The 15,329-nt window shown below is 61.8% G+C and carries 10 protein-coding genes; 1 reads left to right on the forward strand and 9 read right to left on the reverse strand.

Annotated features, from left to right (window positions below; all coding sequences use genetic code 11):
- Positions 1-16: 16 nt before the first annotated feature.
- From U862_RS0128110 to U862_RS0128150, 9 genes are all read right to left on the reverse strand, one after another.
- A complete protein-coding gene (locus tag U862_RS0128110; RefSeq protein ID WP_025113443.1) occupies positions 17-1,555 on the reverse strand; it encodes an MFS transporter in 1,539 nt (512 codons plus the stop codon).
- 218 nt (positions 1,556-1,773) lie between these two features.
- Positions 1,774-2,691, reverse strand: coding sequence for a LysR family transcriptional regulator (locus U862_RS0128115; protein ID WP_025113444.1), 918 nt, complete (start codon positions 2,689-2,691; stop codon positions 1,774-1,776).
- Positions 2,692-3,117: 426 nt separating this feature from the next.
- Positions 3,118-3,984, reverse strand: a complete 867-nt coding sequence (locus U862_RS0128120; protein ID WP_025113445.1) for an ABC transporter permease — start codon at positions 3,982-3,984, stop codon at positions 3,118-3,120.
- A gap of 20 nt (positions 3,985-4,004) precedes the next feature.
- Complete coding sequence (locus U862_RS0128125) at positions 4,005-4,865, reverse strand: ABC transporter ATP-binding protein (RefSeq protein WP_025113446.1); 861 nt, start codon at positions 4,863-4,865, stop codon at positions 4,005-4,007.
- Between the two features lie 5 nt (positions 4,866-4,870).
- Complete coding sequence (locus tag U862_RS0128130) at positions 4,871-5,896, reverse strand: ABC transporter substrate-binding protein (protein ID WP_025113447.1); 1,026 nt, start codon at positions 5,894-5,896, stop codon at positions 4,871-4,873.
- An 18-nt stretch (positions 5,897-5,914) separates the two neighbouring features.
- Complete coding sequence (locus tag U862_RS0128135) at positions 5,915-6,811, reverse strand: TauD/TfdA family dioxygenase (protein ID WP_025113448.1); 897 nt, start codon at positions 6,809-6,811, stop codon at positions 5,915-5,917.
- A 373-nt stretch (positions 6,812-7,184) separates the two neighbouring features.
- Complete coding sequence (locus U862_RS0128140) at positions 7,185-8,552, reverse strand: HlyD family type I secretion periplasmic adaptor subunit (protein ID WP_025113449.1); 1,368 nt, start codon at positions 8,550-8,552, stop codon at positions 7,185-7,187.
- Positions 8,542-10,698 carry a type I secretion system permease/ATPase gene (locus tag U862_RS0128145; protein WP_025113450.1) on the reverse strand — a complete coding sequence of 719 codons (2,157 nt, stop codon included), beginning with the start codon at positions 10,696-10,698 and terminating at the stop codon, positions 8,542-8,544. The genes U862_RS0128140 and U862_RS0128145 overlap by 11 nt, the downstream gene beginning before the upstream one ends.
- A gap of 42 nt (positions 10,699-10,740) precedes the next feature.
- Positions 10,741-12,093 carry a TolC family outer membrane protein gene (locus U862_RS0128150; RefSeq protein ID WP_025113451.1) on the reverse strand — a complete coding sequence of 451 codons (1,353 nt, stop codon included), beginning with the start codon at positions 12,091-12,093 and terminating at the stop codon, positions 10,741-10,743.
- Between the two features lie 358 nt (positions 12,094-12,451).
- Between U862_RS0128150 and U862_RS0128155 the strand changes: the two genes are divergently transcribed.
- Positions 12,452-15,329: retention module-containing protein (locus tag U862_RS0128155; RefSeq protein WP_029977892.1), on the forward strand; the 2,878-nt coding region annotated here is incomplete at its 3' end.

Below are 15,329 nucleotides of genomic sequence, written 5' to 3' on the forward strand. Positions count from 1 at the left end.
TGTTTCAGTACAGCCATCAGGTCGGCGCGCGCGGCGGAAAGATCCGCGTCGGCAGCCAGAAAATCAGCAGGATCAGCGTTACCGCGACGCCGGCCATGCACACATAAAGATCGGAAGACGTCAGCACCACGGCCTGTTCGTGCAGGCGATGGGCGAGGCCCGGATCGCTGCGATCGGCCAACGGTGAATTACCAAGGTTGTCGATCAGCATGCTCGAGTGGAAATGCAGGCGCGCGGTGGTCAGCGCTTCGATCACCCCGGTGGCGACCACCGCCGCCAGGCCTTTCACCGTGTTGAACCAGGCGGAGGCGAACGGCCCGTCCTGCGGCTGGATACTGCCGGTGGACAACATCAGCAGCGGCAGCACCGACATCGGCTGACCGAAGATCTGCAGCCATTGCAGGACGTAGAAATTGTCGCGAATCCACTCCGAGGTCAGCAGCGAGCCGCCCAGGCAGGACAGCGTCAACATGCTCAAACCGATGCCCAGCACCCAGCGGCAATCGACCCAGCGCAAGTTGCACAGCGCCGCCACCAGCGGTAGCGCAATCAACTGCGGCAATGCGGCGATCAACATGATCGGCGCGGTCTGTACCGGCCGATAACCCTGGACCTGCGCCAGATAGCTCGACGGAATCAACACCACTGCCTGCAACACCACCAGCACCCCGGCGAGGGTCATCAGTGCGAACGACAGGTTGCGGATGCCGAGCATCTGCAGCTTGAAAAACGGGATCGGCTGCGACCATTCGTTGATCAGGAACGCCAGCAGCAACAGCGAGCCGGCACCGAGCAGGGCGCAAATCAAGTCCGACTCGAACCAGTCCAGCCGGTTGCCCTGCAGCAAACCGATCACCAGCATGCAGATCGCCGGAAAGCCCAGCAGCAGCCCCTTCCAGTTGAAGGTTTTGAGGCGTTCCAGGCGCAGCGGGTCCTGCGGAATGCCCCAGGCGACCATTGCCATGGCAATCAGGCACGGCACAATGATTTGCCAGAACGTCCATTGCCAGCCGACGTATTCACTCCACAAGCCGGCCAGTGGCGTGCCGAGGCCGGGGCCGAACGTCGCGGTCAGCGCGTACCCCGCCAGGCCATAAAGTTTGAAATTGGCCGGCAGAAAGCGCAGCGCAACGGTCATCAGCATCGGCGGCAACGCGCCGCCGGCCAGCCCTTGCAGGGTGCGCATCAGCAACAGGCTTTCGTAGTTCGGGGCAAACGGGCACAGCACCCCGAGCAGCGTGAACAGGCTGATCGCGCAGAGGGTGAAACGGCGCAGCGAGAAGGTCACCGAGCACCACGGCGCGAAAGCCATCGCCGCCACCGAGGTCGCGGCATAGCAGGCGACCAGCCAGGTGCCTTCGTCGTACCCGATGTTCAACGCGCCCCGGATGTCGGCAAGCGCGACCTTGGTCACCATCTCGTTGAGGCCCGAGACCAGCACCGCCAACAGCACACCGACCAGGCCGGTGATGATCCGCGCCCCGAATACCGGTGGCGTGACCGCCGTCGCCGGACTGGCCGCAGCGATGGGCGCCGGAACCGTCAGGGATGTCATGAATGCACACTCCGGAGGGAAAAATACCGGAGCATCTTAGTCGGGCTTACTGCTGACGAAAATTGACTTATCGGCAGGTTATAAGTGCGCCAGGCGCAGCAATCAATATCCCTGTGGGAGCGGGCTTGCTCGCGAAAGCGGTGGGTCATTCACCCTGTGCGTTGCCAGACACGACGCCTTCGGGAGCAAGCCCCCTCCCACACTGACTCGGTGTGGAATCAGGGTTGCGCGGCCAGCCAAGTCTCATCGCAACACGCCTTGAGCGTTTCACGCAGCCAGCGGTGCGCCGGGTCCTTGTCGAAGCGCGGGTGCCAGGCCTGGGTCAGCATCAGCGTCGGCAACGGGATCGGCAGGTCGAACGAGCGCAATTTCAGACCCAGTCGGCGCACGCTGAGCAAGGCTTCCTTGGGCACCGGCAGAATCAGATCGGAATCGGGCAAGGCGAACATCGCCGCGTGGAAGCTCGGCGCGATCACCGCCACCCGCCGCTCCAGACCCAAGGCGTTCAACGCGGTGTCGATGGGGCCACGGGCAATGCCACGGCGCGACATGCTGATATGGGAGAACCCGGCGTAACGCTCGGCGGTGATTTCGCCGTCGAGCAACGGATGATCCTCACGCACCAGACCCACGAAATGCGTGGAAAACAGGTTTTGCACTTTGACTTCAGGGGTCACCGGGCGGGTGTTGCTGACGCTCAGATCGATGCGCCCTTCGCGCAGCGCTTCATCGTCGCCATCACCCTCCGGGACGAAGCGCAACTCGCAGTGCGGCGCCAGCTGGTCGAGGGTATCGAACAGCTTGCCGCCGTACACGCCGATGAAAAAGTCGTTGGCGCGGATGCTGAAACGCCGGCGCAAAGTGCCCAGTTCCACGGTGTCGGCCGACCGGAACAACAGCGCCGCTTGCTCAACCACATCACGCACTTGTTCGCGCAGCTCGAGGGCTTTGGGGGTGGGCACCAGGCCACGGCCGGCGCGCACCAGGATCGGATCGCCGATCGCTTCACGGATGCGCGTCAGGGTGCGACTCATGGCGGCGGGGCTGAGGTTCATGCGCCGCGCAGCACCGACCACACTGCCCTCGTCGAGCAAGGCGTCGAGGGCGACCAGAAGATTCATGTCCGGGAGTTGCATGTAGAGCACTCGTGGCTGATCTGGATTGATCCAGGTGCAATGCTAGCAAACATCCGTGAAATCGGTGGCGCATGAACCGACGTCTTCGCGAGCAAGCCCGCTCCCACAGGGGGAATGCAGTTCAAATGTGGGAGCACTCATGGCTGATCTGGATTGATTCGGGTGCTGCTAGCAAACATCCTTGGAATCGGTGGTGCATGAACCGACGTCTTCGCGAGCAGGCTCGCTCCCACAGGGGGAATGCAGTTCAAATGTGGGAGCACTCATGGCTGATCTGGATTGATTCGGGTGCTGCTAGCAAACATCCTTGGAATCGGTGGCGCATGAACCGACGTCTTCGCGAGCAAGCCCGCTCCCACATGGAAATGCATTTCAAATGTGGGAGCGGGCTTGCTCGCGAAGGGGCCAGCCGTGCCCGCACACATCTCAGCGCTGCATGCCCCAGCGCTTCACCGTTACCCGCTCCAGCGTGTCGAACACCAGGTTCTCCACCAGCAAACCAATCAGGATCACCACCGCCAACCCGGCAAACACCTTGTCGGTGTACAGCTCATTACGGTTCTGGAAAATGTACCAACCCAGCCCGCCCTTGCCGCTGGTCGCACCAAACACCAGCTCGGCGGCGATCAGCGTGCGCCAGGCAAACGCCCAGCCGATTTTCAGCCCGGCGAGAATCGATGGCAGCGCCGCCGGAATCAGGATGAACAGCACAAAACGCATGCCCTTCAGCCCATAGTTGCGCCCGGCCATGCGCAGGGTTTCCGAGACGCCGAGAAACCCGGCGTAGGTATTCAACGCCAGCGCCCACAGCACCGAATGCACCAGCACGAAGATCAGGCTGTTCTGCCCCAGCCCGAACCAGAGCAAGGCGAGTGGCAGCAAAGCAATTGCCGGCAACGGGTTGAACATCGAGGTCAGGGTGCTCAGCAGATCCCGGCCAAACTGGGTCGAGACCGCCAGCGTGGTCAGGGCAAACGCCAGCACGATGCCGATCAGATAGCCCTTGATCAGCACCACCAGAGATATCCACACCTTGCCCAGCAGCTCGCCGCTGAGCAGACCGTCGTACAACGCATGACTGGTCTGCAGGAAGCTCGGCAGCAGCAAGTCGTTGTTCTGCACCCGGGCGATCACTTCCCAGAGGATCGCCAGCAGAATCAGGATCAGGCTTTTACGCAGCCAGCCCTGTTGCCACAGGCGTTGGCGCAGCGGCAATTCGCGCTCGAGCGGCACGCTGGTCAGCGGTTCAAGGACGGTTTCAAACTCTTGTCGCAGGGACGATGGTTGGCTCATCGGGCAATCCTCCAGAACGCTCAATAAGCGATGCGAATGTCGTTGAAGTCATGGTCTCGCTCGGTTTCCGGCGACTGGCCTTCATCGAACAGCAAACGGTGAATGCGCCGCGCCGACTCTTGAAACGCCACGCCACCGAGGCTTTGCAGATCGTATTGATGGCTGTGCACTTCGGCGCGTACCCGCCCCGGGTGTGGCGACAACAGCAGGATGCGATTGCCGACCACCAGTGCCTCTTCGATCGAGTGCGTGACAAACAGCAGGGTGAAGCGCACTTCTTCCCAAAGCCGCAGCAATTCTTCCTGCATCTTGCGGCGGGTCAGCGCGTCCAGCGCAGCGAACGGCTCGTCCATCAGCAGGATTTTCGGCTGCATCGCCAGCGCCCGGGCAATCGCCACCCGCGCCTTCATGCCGCCGGACAAGGTGTGTGGATAAGCGTCGGCGAACGCTGCCAGCCCGACCTTTTCGAGAGAGTGCAGCGCTCGCCCTTCGGCGTCTTTTTTGTTCAAGGTTCGCGAGGCGAGCAGCGGAAACATCACGTTCTGTTTGACGGTTTTCCACGGCGGCAGCTGATCGAATTCCTGGAACACCACGATCCGGTCCGGGCCCGGTCCATCGACACGCTGACCCTGCAGGCGAATCTCGCCTTCGCTCGGTGCAATGAACCCGGCGGCCGCCTTGAGCAAGGTCGACTTGCCGCAGCCGGACGGGCCGAGCAGCACGAAGCGGTCCGCCGGATCGATTTCGAAACTGACCTGATGCGTGGCCCGCACCACCCGTTGCGGGGTGCGGTATTCGAGGCTGACGTTATCCACTGCCAGCAGTGCTTGCGTACGGGCAATCGGGTTGCTGGCCGCGTGGCCTTGCAAGGGGACGTTCATCTCGATCAGCTCCCCTGCAGCGGTTTGGCGTCCTGGAAGAAGTAGTCCTTCCACGATTCAGGTTTGTTCTTGATCGCGCCGACGCGGTAGAGGAATTCGGCCAGTGGATAGGTATTTTTCGGCGTGACGCTGAATTCGAACTGTGGGTTGTCGATGATTTTCAGCAGCTCGGCGCGATCGATTTTGGCCTTGGTCACGCGAATGTAAGTGTCCGCTGCCGCGCCTTTATCGTTCTGCGCGAATTGCGCAGCTTCGGTCAGTGCTTCGACGAAGGCTTTGTAGGTCTTCGGATTCTCATTGCGGAATTTTTCGGTGGCGAACAGCACCGTCGGCGAGTTCGGGCCGAGGATGTCGTAGGAGTTGAGCACCACGTGCACGTTCGGATTCTGCAGCGCCTGATCCTGGAACGGCGGGTTGGAGAAGTGCCCGGTCAGCTCGGTGCCGCCGGCGAGCAACGCGGCGGTGGCGTCCGGGTGCGGTACGGCGATGGTGTATTTGTCGAGGCGATTGAATTCCTTGTCACCCCACTGCTTGGCCGCCGCGTATTGCAGGAAGCGCGACTGCACAGAAACGCCCACCGCTGGCACCGCAATGCGGTCCTTCTCGGTGAAGTCGGCGATGGTTTTGACCTTGGGATTGTTGCTCACCAGGTAGTACGGGAAGTTGCCCAGCGAGGCCACAGCCTTGACGTTCTGCTTGCCGTGGGTGCGATCCCAGATGGTCAGCAACGGGCCGACCCCGGCACCGGCAATGTCGATGGAACCGGACAGTAGCGCATCGTTGACCGCCGCGCCGCCCGAGAGCTGCGTCCAGTCGACCTTGATGTCGAGGCCTTCCTGCTTGCCGTATTTCTCGATCAGGCCCTGATCGCGCACCACGTTGAGCAATAAATAGACAATCCCGAACTGTTCGGCGATGCGGATTTCACCTTCGGCGTGGGCCACGGTCGGCGCCACCAGGCTGCCGGCAATCAGGCTGAAACCCAGACCGATGGCAGCGGCCAGCGGCGCGAATGGAAGACGTTTGGACATGATCGAATCTCCGGCAAATCAGAAAGGCGCGTCGCCCTGAATGGTTGTGCGATACAGCTTGCGGCGCAGGTGCGCGGGGCAGCCGGCGGCGAGGTGGATCAGCGAACGGTTGTCCCAGTACACCATGTCGTGGGGCTGCCACGGGTGGCGGTAGATGTTTTGCGGCAGCACGCTGTGGGCGTAGAGCTCGGCGAGCAGTTGTTTGCTCTCGTCCTCCGGCAAACCAACGATGCGCGTGGTGAAGCCTTCGCTGACGAACAACGCCTGGCGGCCGTTTTCCGGATGGGTACGGACGATCGGGTGCACCACTTCGGCGACCTGCGCCAGTTGCTCCGGGGTCAGGGTCGGGCGCCAGTTGCCTTCGAATTTGGTTTCGCTGTAGCGCGCCGTGTAGGAATGCGCGGCCGAGCGGCCATCGACGGCTTTGCGCAGCGCCTCGGGCAGGTTGTCCCACGCTTTGTGCATGTCGGCGAACAGCGTGTCGCCACCTTCGGACGGCAACTCCTGCGCATGCAGCATCGAGCCAAGGCTCGGCAGCTCTTTATAGGAGAGGTCGGAGTGCCAGAATTTGCCGGCATCGCCGAGGCCGATGTTCTGGTCGTTCTCGACGATGTTGGAAACGATGAGGATTTCCGGGTGATTGGCCAGCAGGAACTGCTTGAGCACGTGAATCTGCAACACGCCGAAGCGGCGGCTGAAATCGATCTGCTGTTGCGGAGTGATGCGCTGGTCGCGGAAGACCACGACGTGGTGATCCAGATGCGCACGGTGGATGCGGGCGAAGTCCTGGTCGTTGACCGGGCGGGTCAGGTCCAGGCCAATGATTTCGGCGCCGACGGCACCGCTGAACGGGCGGATTTCAAAGGTTTGCGGCGCGGCAGTCGCGGCGCTTGGGGTGGCAGTAGCTGCGGACATCTTTCAATCTCCCACGCACGGCGCGCTCAAGGGCGCGCACGTCGATCAGAAACTCACGCTGGATTGCGTGTTGGTTCAGGTCGTGCGGCGCGCCGATTGGTCGGCAGGTACGCAGGGGAATGACTTTATCGCTATAAGAATCTGGAATTAAATACCGTTATTGAATAACGATATGGCGGATGGTGAGGAATGGACTGAGTGGTGAGTGACGATTTATGTCACTTACTGACAGGGATGTGGTGATTTTGCTGGCCCCTTCGCGAGCAAGCCCGCTCCCACAGTTGATCTCCAGTGACCGAAAATTTTGTGCTCGGTCACGATCCAATGTGGGAGCGAGCCTGCTCGCGAAGAGGCCGTCAGCAGCGCCGAAGACCTACCGCTCGTGCAACGCCTCGGCCCGCGCCCGGATGATCGGCTTGAGCAGATAACTCAACACCGACTTCTTGCCGGTGATGATATCCACCGACGCGACCATCCCCGGAATGATCAGCAACGGCTTGTCATCGGTGCCCAGGTGGCTGCGCTCGGTGCGCACCTTGATGATGTAGTAGGTGGTTTTCTTGTCTTCGTCGGTGATGGTGTCGGCACCGATCTGCTCCAGCTTGGCTTTGAGTCCACCGTAAATGGTGTAGTCATACGCGGTGAACTTCACGATCGCTTCCTGCCCCGGATGCAGGAACGCAATGTCCTGGGGACGGATCTTGGCTTCGACCAGCAAGGTGTCATCCAGCGGCACGATTTCCACCATGTCGCTGCCGGGCTGGATCACCCCGCCAATGGTGTTGACCAGCAACTTGTTGACGATGCCGCGCACGGGCGAGGTGACCAGCGTACGGCTGACCCGGTCTTCCAGCGCCTTGCCGGTGGCCTGGGCCTTGTTCAGGTCGGTGCGGGCTTCGTTGAGCTGGGTCAGCGCATCGCTACGGAATTTGCCACGAGTCTCGTCGATCTTGCGCTGCACTTCCTTGATTGCCGATTCGGCGCGCGGGATCGCCAGGGTGGTGGCGTCGAGCTGGCCGCGGGTTTCGACTTCGGCACGTTTAAGCCGCAGCACTTCCACCGGTGATACCGCGCCTTGGGCTACCAGCGGCTCGGACATGTTGATTTCCTGGCGCTGCAAGCCCAGTTGCTGGCGGTACTGCGCCTGCTTGGAGCTGAACTCGCGCAGCTCTTGCTGACGCTGGATCAACTGTTCCTGCAAACCACCGATCTCGTCGTGCAGTTGCTGGCGGCGGCTGATGTACAGCGACTCTTCGCTTTTTGCCTGGCCCGGCACGGCTTTGAGCACGTCCTCAGGGAAGTTCAGCGGGCGGTCATCGACCTCGGCGCTCAGACGCTCGACACGCAGCAGCATCGACAGTCGATCGGCCTCGGTTTCGCCGACGTTGGAAGCAAATCGCGTGTCGTCCAGGCGGATCAACGGTGCGCCAGCCTCGACGATCTGGCCTTCCTTGACGAACAGTTCGGAGACGATCCCGCCCTCGAGGTTCTGGATTTTCTGGATCTTGGACGACGGAATCGCCTTACCGTCGCCCTTGGTCACTTCGTCGATCACGGCGAAATTCGCCCACAGCATCAGGAACACGAAGAAACCGATGATCGCCCAGATGGTCAGGCGCACGACGCGCGGGGCGTCCTCGATCAGTGCCTTGTTGACCTCCGGCAGCGGCTGGCCCTGCAGCGACGCAGAACCCTTGAAGTAGCGACGGATCGACTCTTTGACACCCGACTTAAGCAACACTGATCTGCCCCTTCTTCAACGCTTCCATCACGGCGGCTTTCGGGCCATCGGCGAGAATCTGTCCACGGTCGACCACCAGCAGACGGTCGACCAGCGACAGCAGCGAGGCCCGGTGCGTCACCAGCACCACGGTCTTGTTTTCAACGACGGCGGCCAGACGCTGCTTGAGGCGTTCTTCGCCGGTGTTGTCCATCGCGCTGGTCGGTTCGTCGAGCAGCAGGATCGGCGGATTGAGCAACAGCGCCCGGGCCAGCGCGACGTTCTGGCGTTGACCGCCAGAGAGGTTCTGCCCGCGTTCGCCAACTTGCAGCTCGTAGCCTTGCGGGTGCAGGCGGGCGAATTCATGGACGCCGGCCAGTTCCGCGGCTTGCAGCACCAACTCGTCTTCGACATAACGCGCGCCGGAGACCAGGTTGTCACGCAGGGTGCCGGCCAGCAGCTGGATGTCCTGCGGCACGTAGCCGATGTTGTAGCGCAGCTCGCTGACGTCGATCTGGCGGATATCCACACCGTCCACCAACAGCGCGCCGTCGTCCGGCTGATACAGGCCCACCAGCAACTTCGCCAGCGAACTCTTGCCCGAACCGCTGCGGCCGATGATGCCGATCTTCTCGCCGGGACGGATCACCAGGTTGATGTTTTTCAGCGCCGGGTTCTGTTGTTCCGGGTAGGTGAAGTTCAGCTGACGGCATTCGATTGCGCCCTGCAGCACCTTGCGGCTCAGCGGACGCTCTTCGAAATTGCGCTCCTGCGGCAGCTCCATCATCTGGTCGACCGAGGTCATCGTCACCCGCGCCTGCTGGTAGCGGGTCAGCAGACCGGACAGCGACGCCAGCGGGCTGAGTGCGCGGCCACTGAGCATGTAGCAGGCAATCAGGCCGCCCATGCTCAGGTTGCCGGCGATGATCTGGTACACGCCGAAGACGATCATGATCACCCCGGCGAGTTGCTGGATCAGCAGGGTGATGTTCATCGCCAGACCGGAGAGCATTTTCACCCGCAACTCGAGGCGGCTGAGGGTGCCGATGGTCTGTTCCCACTGATACTGGCGTTCACTTTCGGCGTTGTTGACCTTGACCGCATCGAGGCCGGCGAGGGTTTCGATCAGGCTCGACTGACGCTCGGCACCGAGGGCCATGGTGCGTTCCATGGTCGCTACCAGCGGCTTCTGCAGCGCATAGCCGATCAACAGCGCAATCGGGAATGCCAGCACCGGAATCCACACCAGATGCCCGCCGAGAATGGCGATGACGATGAAGATCAGGAGGGTGAACGGCAGGTCGATCAGGCTGGTCAGGGTCAGCGAGGCGAGGAAGTCGCGCAGGCTCTGGAACTCATGGATGTTCTGCGCAAAGCTGCCGACCCGCGCGGGGCGGTACTTCATGGCCATGCCGACGATGCGCTCGAACAGCGTCGCCGAAATGATCAGATCGGTTTTCTTGCCGGCCAGATCCAGGCACAGGCTGCGCAGGCTCTTGAGGATCAGGTCGAACAGGTAAGCGCCAGTGATGCCCAGCGCCAGCACCCACAGGGTCGCTTCGGCCTGGTTCGGCACCACGCGGTCGTAGACGTTCATCACGAACAGCGGCGCGGCCATGGCGATGATGTTGATCAGGAAACTGGCGGCGATCGCGTCGGCATACAGCCAGCGCGAACGCTTGAGGGTGTCGCGAAACCACGAGCGCGCACGCGGGATCAGCGTGCCGTGGTTGACGTCGAATTTGTGCTGCGGCTGGGCGAAGAACACTTTGCCGGTGTAGTCGTCGGCCAGCAGCTCACGGCTGACCACCGATTCGCCGCCGTCGCTTTCGCTGAGCAGCACCCGGGCTTCGTTCTCGCCTTGCCAGCCGAGCAGGACGGCACTGCGGCCATCCTTGAGCAGCAACAGCGCCGGCATGGCAATCGCCGGAATCTCTTCCAGCTTGCGTTGCAACACCCGGCCCTGCAGCCCGGCGCGAGCCGCTGCGCGGGGCAGCAACTCGACACTCAGGCGTTGCTTGGGCAGCGGCAGACCAGTGGTCAGCATCGCCGCGCTGGCGGGTTTCTGGTGCAGCATGCACAGAGCGAGCAGACCATCCAGTAACGGATCATCGTGCATCGCGCGCGGATCATGAATGAGTTGAACTCGACTGACTTCTGATTCCACGCTCGGCACTCTTGGCTAACAATTGAACAATGAAGGTTCTGCTCAATTCATACCGGGCAGTTGGACCTTCGGCTTCACATCGTTCTGCACGACGGATGCCAATGGTGCGACCACTCCCTGGCTTCTGAGCAACTCGCCCATGGTCGCCTTGATTCGATACTGAGTAAATAACTGAATGTTCTTGATTTCAGCCAAACGGCGCGAAGCGGTGAACAACTCGTTTTCACTGTCGAGCAAATCGAGCAGGGTTCGCTCGCCAAGGCTGAACTGACGCTGATAAGCAGTACGCACCGCGGTGCTGTGATCAACATACTGCTGAGCGATCGGCACTTGGGCATTGGCGTTGTTCAAGGCGTTCCAGGCCAGGCCCAGTTCTTCGTTCAACTGACGCAGGGCGTTGTTGCGGATGTCCAGTGCCTGGTTCGACAGGTACGACTTGGATTCCAGATCGGCCTTGTTGCTGCCACCCGAATACAGGTTGAAGCGCATGCGCAACATGGCCTGCCATTCGTTGTTGTGACCGTTCTGGCCGTCCAGATCGTTATCGGCAGTGCGGCCCAGCTCGGCGTCGAAACGCGGGTAGAAGGTCGACTTGGCGGTCTCGTACTGCTTCTCGGCAGCGGCGATGTCGGACTCGGCCGAACGCAGGATCGGGCTGTTTTCCAGCATCTGCGTACGGGCTTCATTGAGGTTGGCCGGCATCATCGCCATGAACGGTGCCGGACGCTCCAGCTGGTCAGGCATCTGGCCGACGGCGCTGAGGAAGTTGGTCTCGGAGTCGGCGAGGTTGGTCTGCTCGGTGATCAGGTTGTTACGGGCCTGGGCCATCCGCGCTTCGGCCTGATCGAGGTCGGCACCGCTGCCGACGCCGCGCTGGGTGCGCAGCTGGATCTGGTCATAGATGCGCTGGTGGCTCTTGAGGTTTTCTTCGGCCAGACGCACGAATTCGCGGCGGGTCAGCACGTCCAGATAGACCTGAGCGACAGTCAGCGCGGTGCGCTCGGAAGTCCCCAGCAACGAGTAGGCGCGGGAGTTGACGGTGGCTTGTTGACGCCCGACCTCGCTGGACGTGGCAAAACCGTCAAAAACCATTTGCGAGAGACGTAAACTTGACTCGCCACGGTTCAGGGTTTCGTAGTGGTTGCTCCCACCACTGGCTCGGGTCGTCACGCTGTCGGTGCCTTCACGGCCATAACCGCCCAGCAGGTCGACCTTGGGCAGGTATCCACCTTTGGCAGCCTTTAACTGATAATCCGCCGCCAAACGACTGTTGACCCCTGCCTGGATTTCCGGATGGACATCCAATGCCTGTTGCATGGCTTCCGGCAAGGATTGTGCTTGGACGAAAGAGGCGGCGAGAGCGAACGGTAGAGCCTTGAACAGGTACAAACGCATGGTAAAGATTTCCCAGGACTTCTTGTCTTGAATCACAGCTAAACGTGCTGCTGCGTCGGATGATTGGCAACCGGAATGACCGTATGTCGGAAAGTTCAAAATAGGAACTGGATCACACGCTGAGGGACAGGTCGCCGCGGAAATATCAATGTGACATTAGTGGGGCGATTGTTTAGGATGGCACCCAGAAGGTCAATAGTTTGGCATAAAGTTAATAGCGAAAGAATCTAGCCAAATTATTGACGAAAGCAGCGTCAAACTTTGTTCAACCATTTTTAAAAGTACGTCCAGACTGAATAGGCGCTGATGCCGTCAGGTCTATGGAAGTCAACTGAACGTGACACCCGGAGAGTCTTCAATGAGCAGTGTTGTTGCCATCGTCAAAAGCATTGTCGGTCAGGTATTCGTGGTGTCCCCAGAGGGCGTACGTCGCGTACTCGTTGAAGGCGATCGCCTGTTCGTCGGCGACCAGATCGACACCGGCCTCTCGGGCGCCGTGTCGCTGGAACTGGCGGATGGCCGCACTCTGGACCTGGGCCGCGAAACCCAGTGGAGCGCCAACGCGCCCGACTCCAGCACTGACCTGGCCGAGGCCACCGCGCAGGCCGCACCGTCTGTAGCCGAGCTGCAGCAAGCCATCGCTGCCGGTGCCGACCCGACCACCGACCTCGAAGCCACCGCTGCCGGCGCCACCGCCGCAGGGACTGGCGGCGCGGCGGGCGGCGGCCACAGTTTCGTGATGCTCGACGCCACCGCTGGCCGCGTCGATCCGACCATCGGCTTCCCGACCGCAGGCATCAACTCCGGCGCACAAGCGGCGCAGAACATCACCGGCGGCCAGACCACTGACACCACCACCAATGCCCTGCGTGAGTCGACCCTGAGCCTCAGCGCCACGCCGACCATCACCGAAGCCGGCGGCGTGCTGGTGTACACCGCGACCCTGACCCAGGCGCCGCTGACTGACCTGACCATCACCCTGTCCAATGGCTCGGTGATCGTGATTCCGGCCGGCTCCACCACCGGCACTGTCAACGTGCCGCTGGCTCCGAACGACACCGTCTACAACGACCCGACCCAGATCGACGTGACCGTCACCGGTACCACCGGCGGCAACGGCATCACCGTGATCCCGCCGACCACGCCGGCGACGACCCAGGTCACCGACACCATCGACACCACCACCGTCACCCTGACCGCTGGCACCAGCGTCACCGAAGGCGGCCAGATCATCTACACCGCGACCCTGACCAACCCGGCCCAGACGCCGGTGACCGTCACCCTGTCCAATGGCTCGACCATCACCATCGAAGCCGGCCAGACCACGGGCACCGTCAACGTGCCGACCGCGCCGAATGACGTCTACAACAACGGCAGCACTGTCAGCACCACGATCACCGGTGCCACTGGCGGCAACTTCGAAAACCTGGTGCCGAACACGACGCCAGCCGTAACGAACATCGTCGATTCGCGCGACACCACCGGCCTGACCCTGACCGCCACCGGCACCGTGGCCGAAGGTGGCCAGATCACCTATACCGCGACCCTGACCAACCCGGCGCAGACGCCGGTGACCGTCACCCTGTCCAACGGCTCGACCATCACCATCGAAGCCGGCAAGACCAGCGGCAGCGTCAACGTGCCGACCGCGCCGAACGACGTCTACAACAACGGCGGTACCGTCAGCACCACGATTACCGGTGCAACCGGCGGCAACTTCGAGAACCTGGTGCCGAATACGACGCCAGCGACCACCACCGTCACCGACTCCATCGACACCACCAACCTGTCGCTGAGTGCCACCGGTACCGTAGCTGAAGGCGGCTCGATCGTTTACACCGCGACACTGACCAACCCGGCGGGCACCCCGGTGACCGTGACGTTGAGCAACGGCTCCGTCATCACCATCGAGGCGGGTAAAACCACCGGCACCGTGACTGTTCCGGCGCCTGCCGATGACGTCTATAAAGACGCCGGCAAAGTCGAAGTCAGCATCACCGGCACCACCGGCGGCAATTTCGAGAACCTGGTGCCGAGCACCGTGCCGGCCGTTACCCAAGTCACCGATACCATCGACACCTCGACCGTCAAACTGACCGCCGATACTTCGGTGGCAGAAGGCGGTACCGTCACTTACACCGCCACCGTCGGTGCACCGGTGACTGGCTCGCCAGTCACCGTCACATTGACCAACGGTCAGACGATCACCATCGAAGTCGGCAAAACCACCGGCACCGTCACCACCACGGCGCCGAACGATGCATTGACCGGCAATCCACCGCTGACCAACGCCATCACCAACGTCAGTGGCGGTAACTACGAGAACCTCGTTGCCGACAAAACACCGGTTTCCACAACTGTTACCGATACCGTCGACACCACCAACCTGTCGCTGAGCGCGACCGGCACCGTGGCCGAGGGTGGTTCGATCGTTTACACCGCAACCCTGACCAACGCGGCGGGCTCGCCTGTCACCGTGACCCTGAGCAATGGCGCGGTGATCACCATCGAGGCCGGCAAAACCACCGGCACCGTGACCGTTCCTGCCCCCGCTGACGACGTTTACAAGGACGCCGGCAAGGTCGAAGTCAGCATCACCGGCACCACCGGCGGCAATTTCGAGAACCTGGTGCCAAGCACCGTTCCGGCCGTTACCCAAGTCACCGATACCATCGACACCTCGACTGTGAAGCTCAGCGCCGACACATCGGTGGCTGAAGGCGGTACCGTCACCTACACCGCCACTGTCGGCGCGCCTGTGACCGGTTCGCCTGTGGTCGTGACTCTGGCCAACGGCCAGACCATCACCATAGAAGTCGGCAAGACCACCGGCACCGTGACCACCACTGCACCGAACGATGCGTTGAACGGTCATGAGCCGCTGAGCAACTCGATCACTGGCGTGACCGGTGGCAACTACGAAAACCTCGTCGCCGACAAAACCCCGGTCAGCACCACCGTAACCGACACCGTCGACACCACCAACCTGTCGCTGAGCGCGACCGGCACCGTCGCCGAGGGCGGCTCGATCGTCTACACCGCAACCCTGACCAATCCGGCCGGCACCCCGGTGACCGTGACCCTGAGCAACGGCTCGGTGATCACTATCGAGGCTGGCAAAACCACTGGCACCGTAACGGTTCCAGCGCCTGCCGATGACGTCTACAAAGATGCCGGCAAGGTTGAAGTCAGCATTACCAATACGGCGGGCGGCAACTTCGAGAACCTGGTGCCGA

It is taken from the genome of Pseudomonas sp. H1h, from assembly GCF_000633255.1.
GTDB lineage: Bacteria > Pseudomonadota > Gammaproteobacteria > Pseudomonadales > Pseudomonadaceae > Aquipseudomonas.

Excerpts from the sequence above, each read along its gene's own strand:
- U862_RS0128110 (WP_025113443.1), bottom strand. The coding sequence starts at position 1,555 with ATGACATCCCTGACGGTTCCGGCGCCCATCGCTGCGGCCAGTCCGGCG.
- U862_RS0128115 (WP_025113444.1), bottom strand. The coding sequence starts at position 2,691 with ATGCAACTCCCGGACATGAATCTTCTGGTCGCCCTCGACGCCTTGCTC.
- U862_RS0128120 (WP_025113445.1), bottom strand. The coding sequence starts at position 3,984 with ATGAGCCAACCATCGTCCCTGCGACAAGAGTTTGAAACCGTCCTTGAA.
- U862_RS0128125 (WP_025113446.1), bottom strand. The coding sequence starts at position 4,865 with ATGAACGTCCCCTTGCAAGGCCACGCGGCCAGCAACCCGATTGCCCGT.
- U862_RS0128130 (WP_025113447.1), bottom strand. The coding sequence starts at position 5,896 with ATGTCCAAACGTCTTCCATTCGCGCCGCTGGCCGCTGCCATCGGTCTG.
- U862_RS0128135 (WP_025113448.1), bottom strand. The coding sequence starts at position 6,811 with ATGTCCGCAGCTACTGCCACCCCAAGCGCCGCGACTGCCGCGCCGCAA.
- U862_RS0128150 (WP_025113451.1), bottom strand. The coding sequence starts at position 12,093 with ATGCGTTTGTACCTGTTCAAGGCTCTACCGTTCGCTCTCGCCGCCTCT.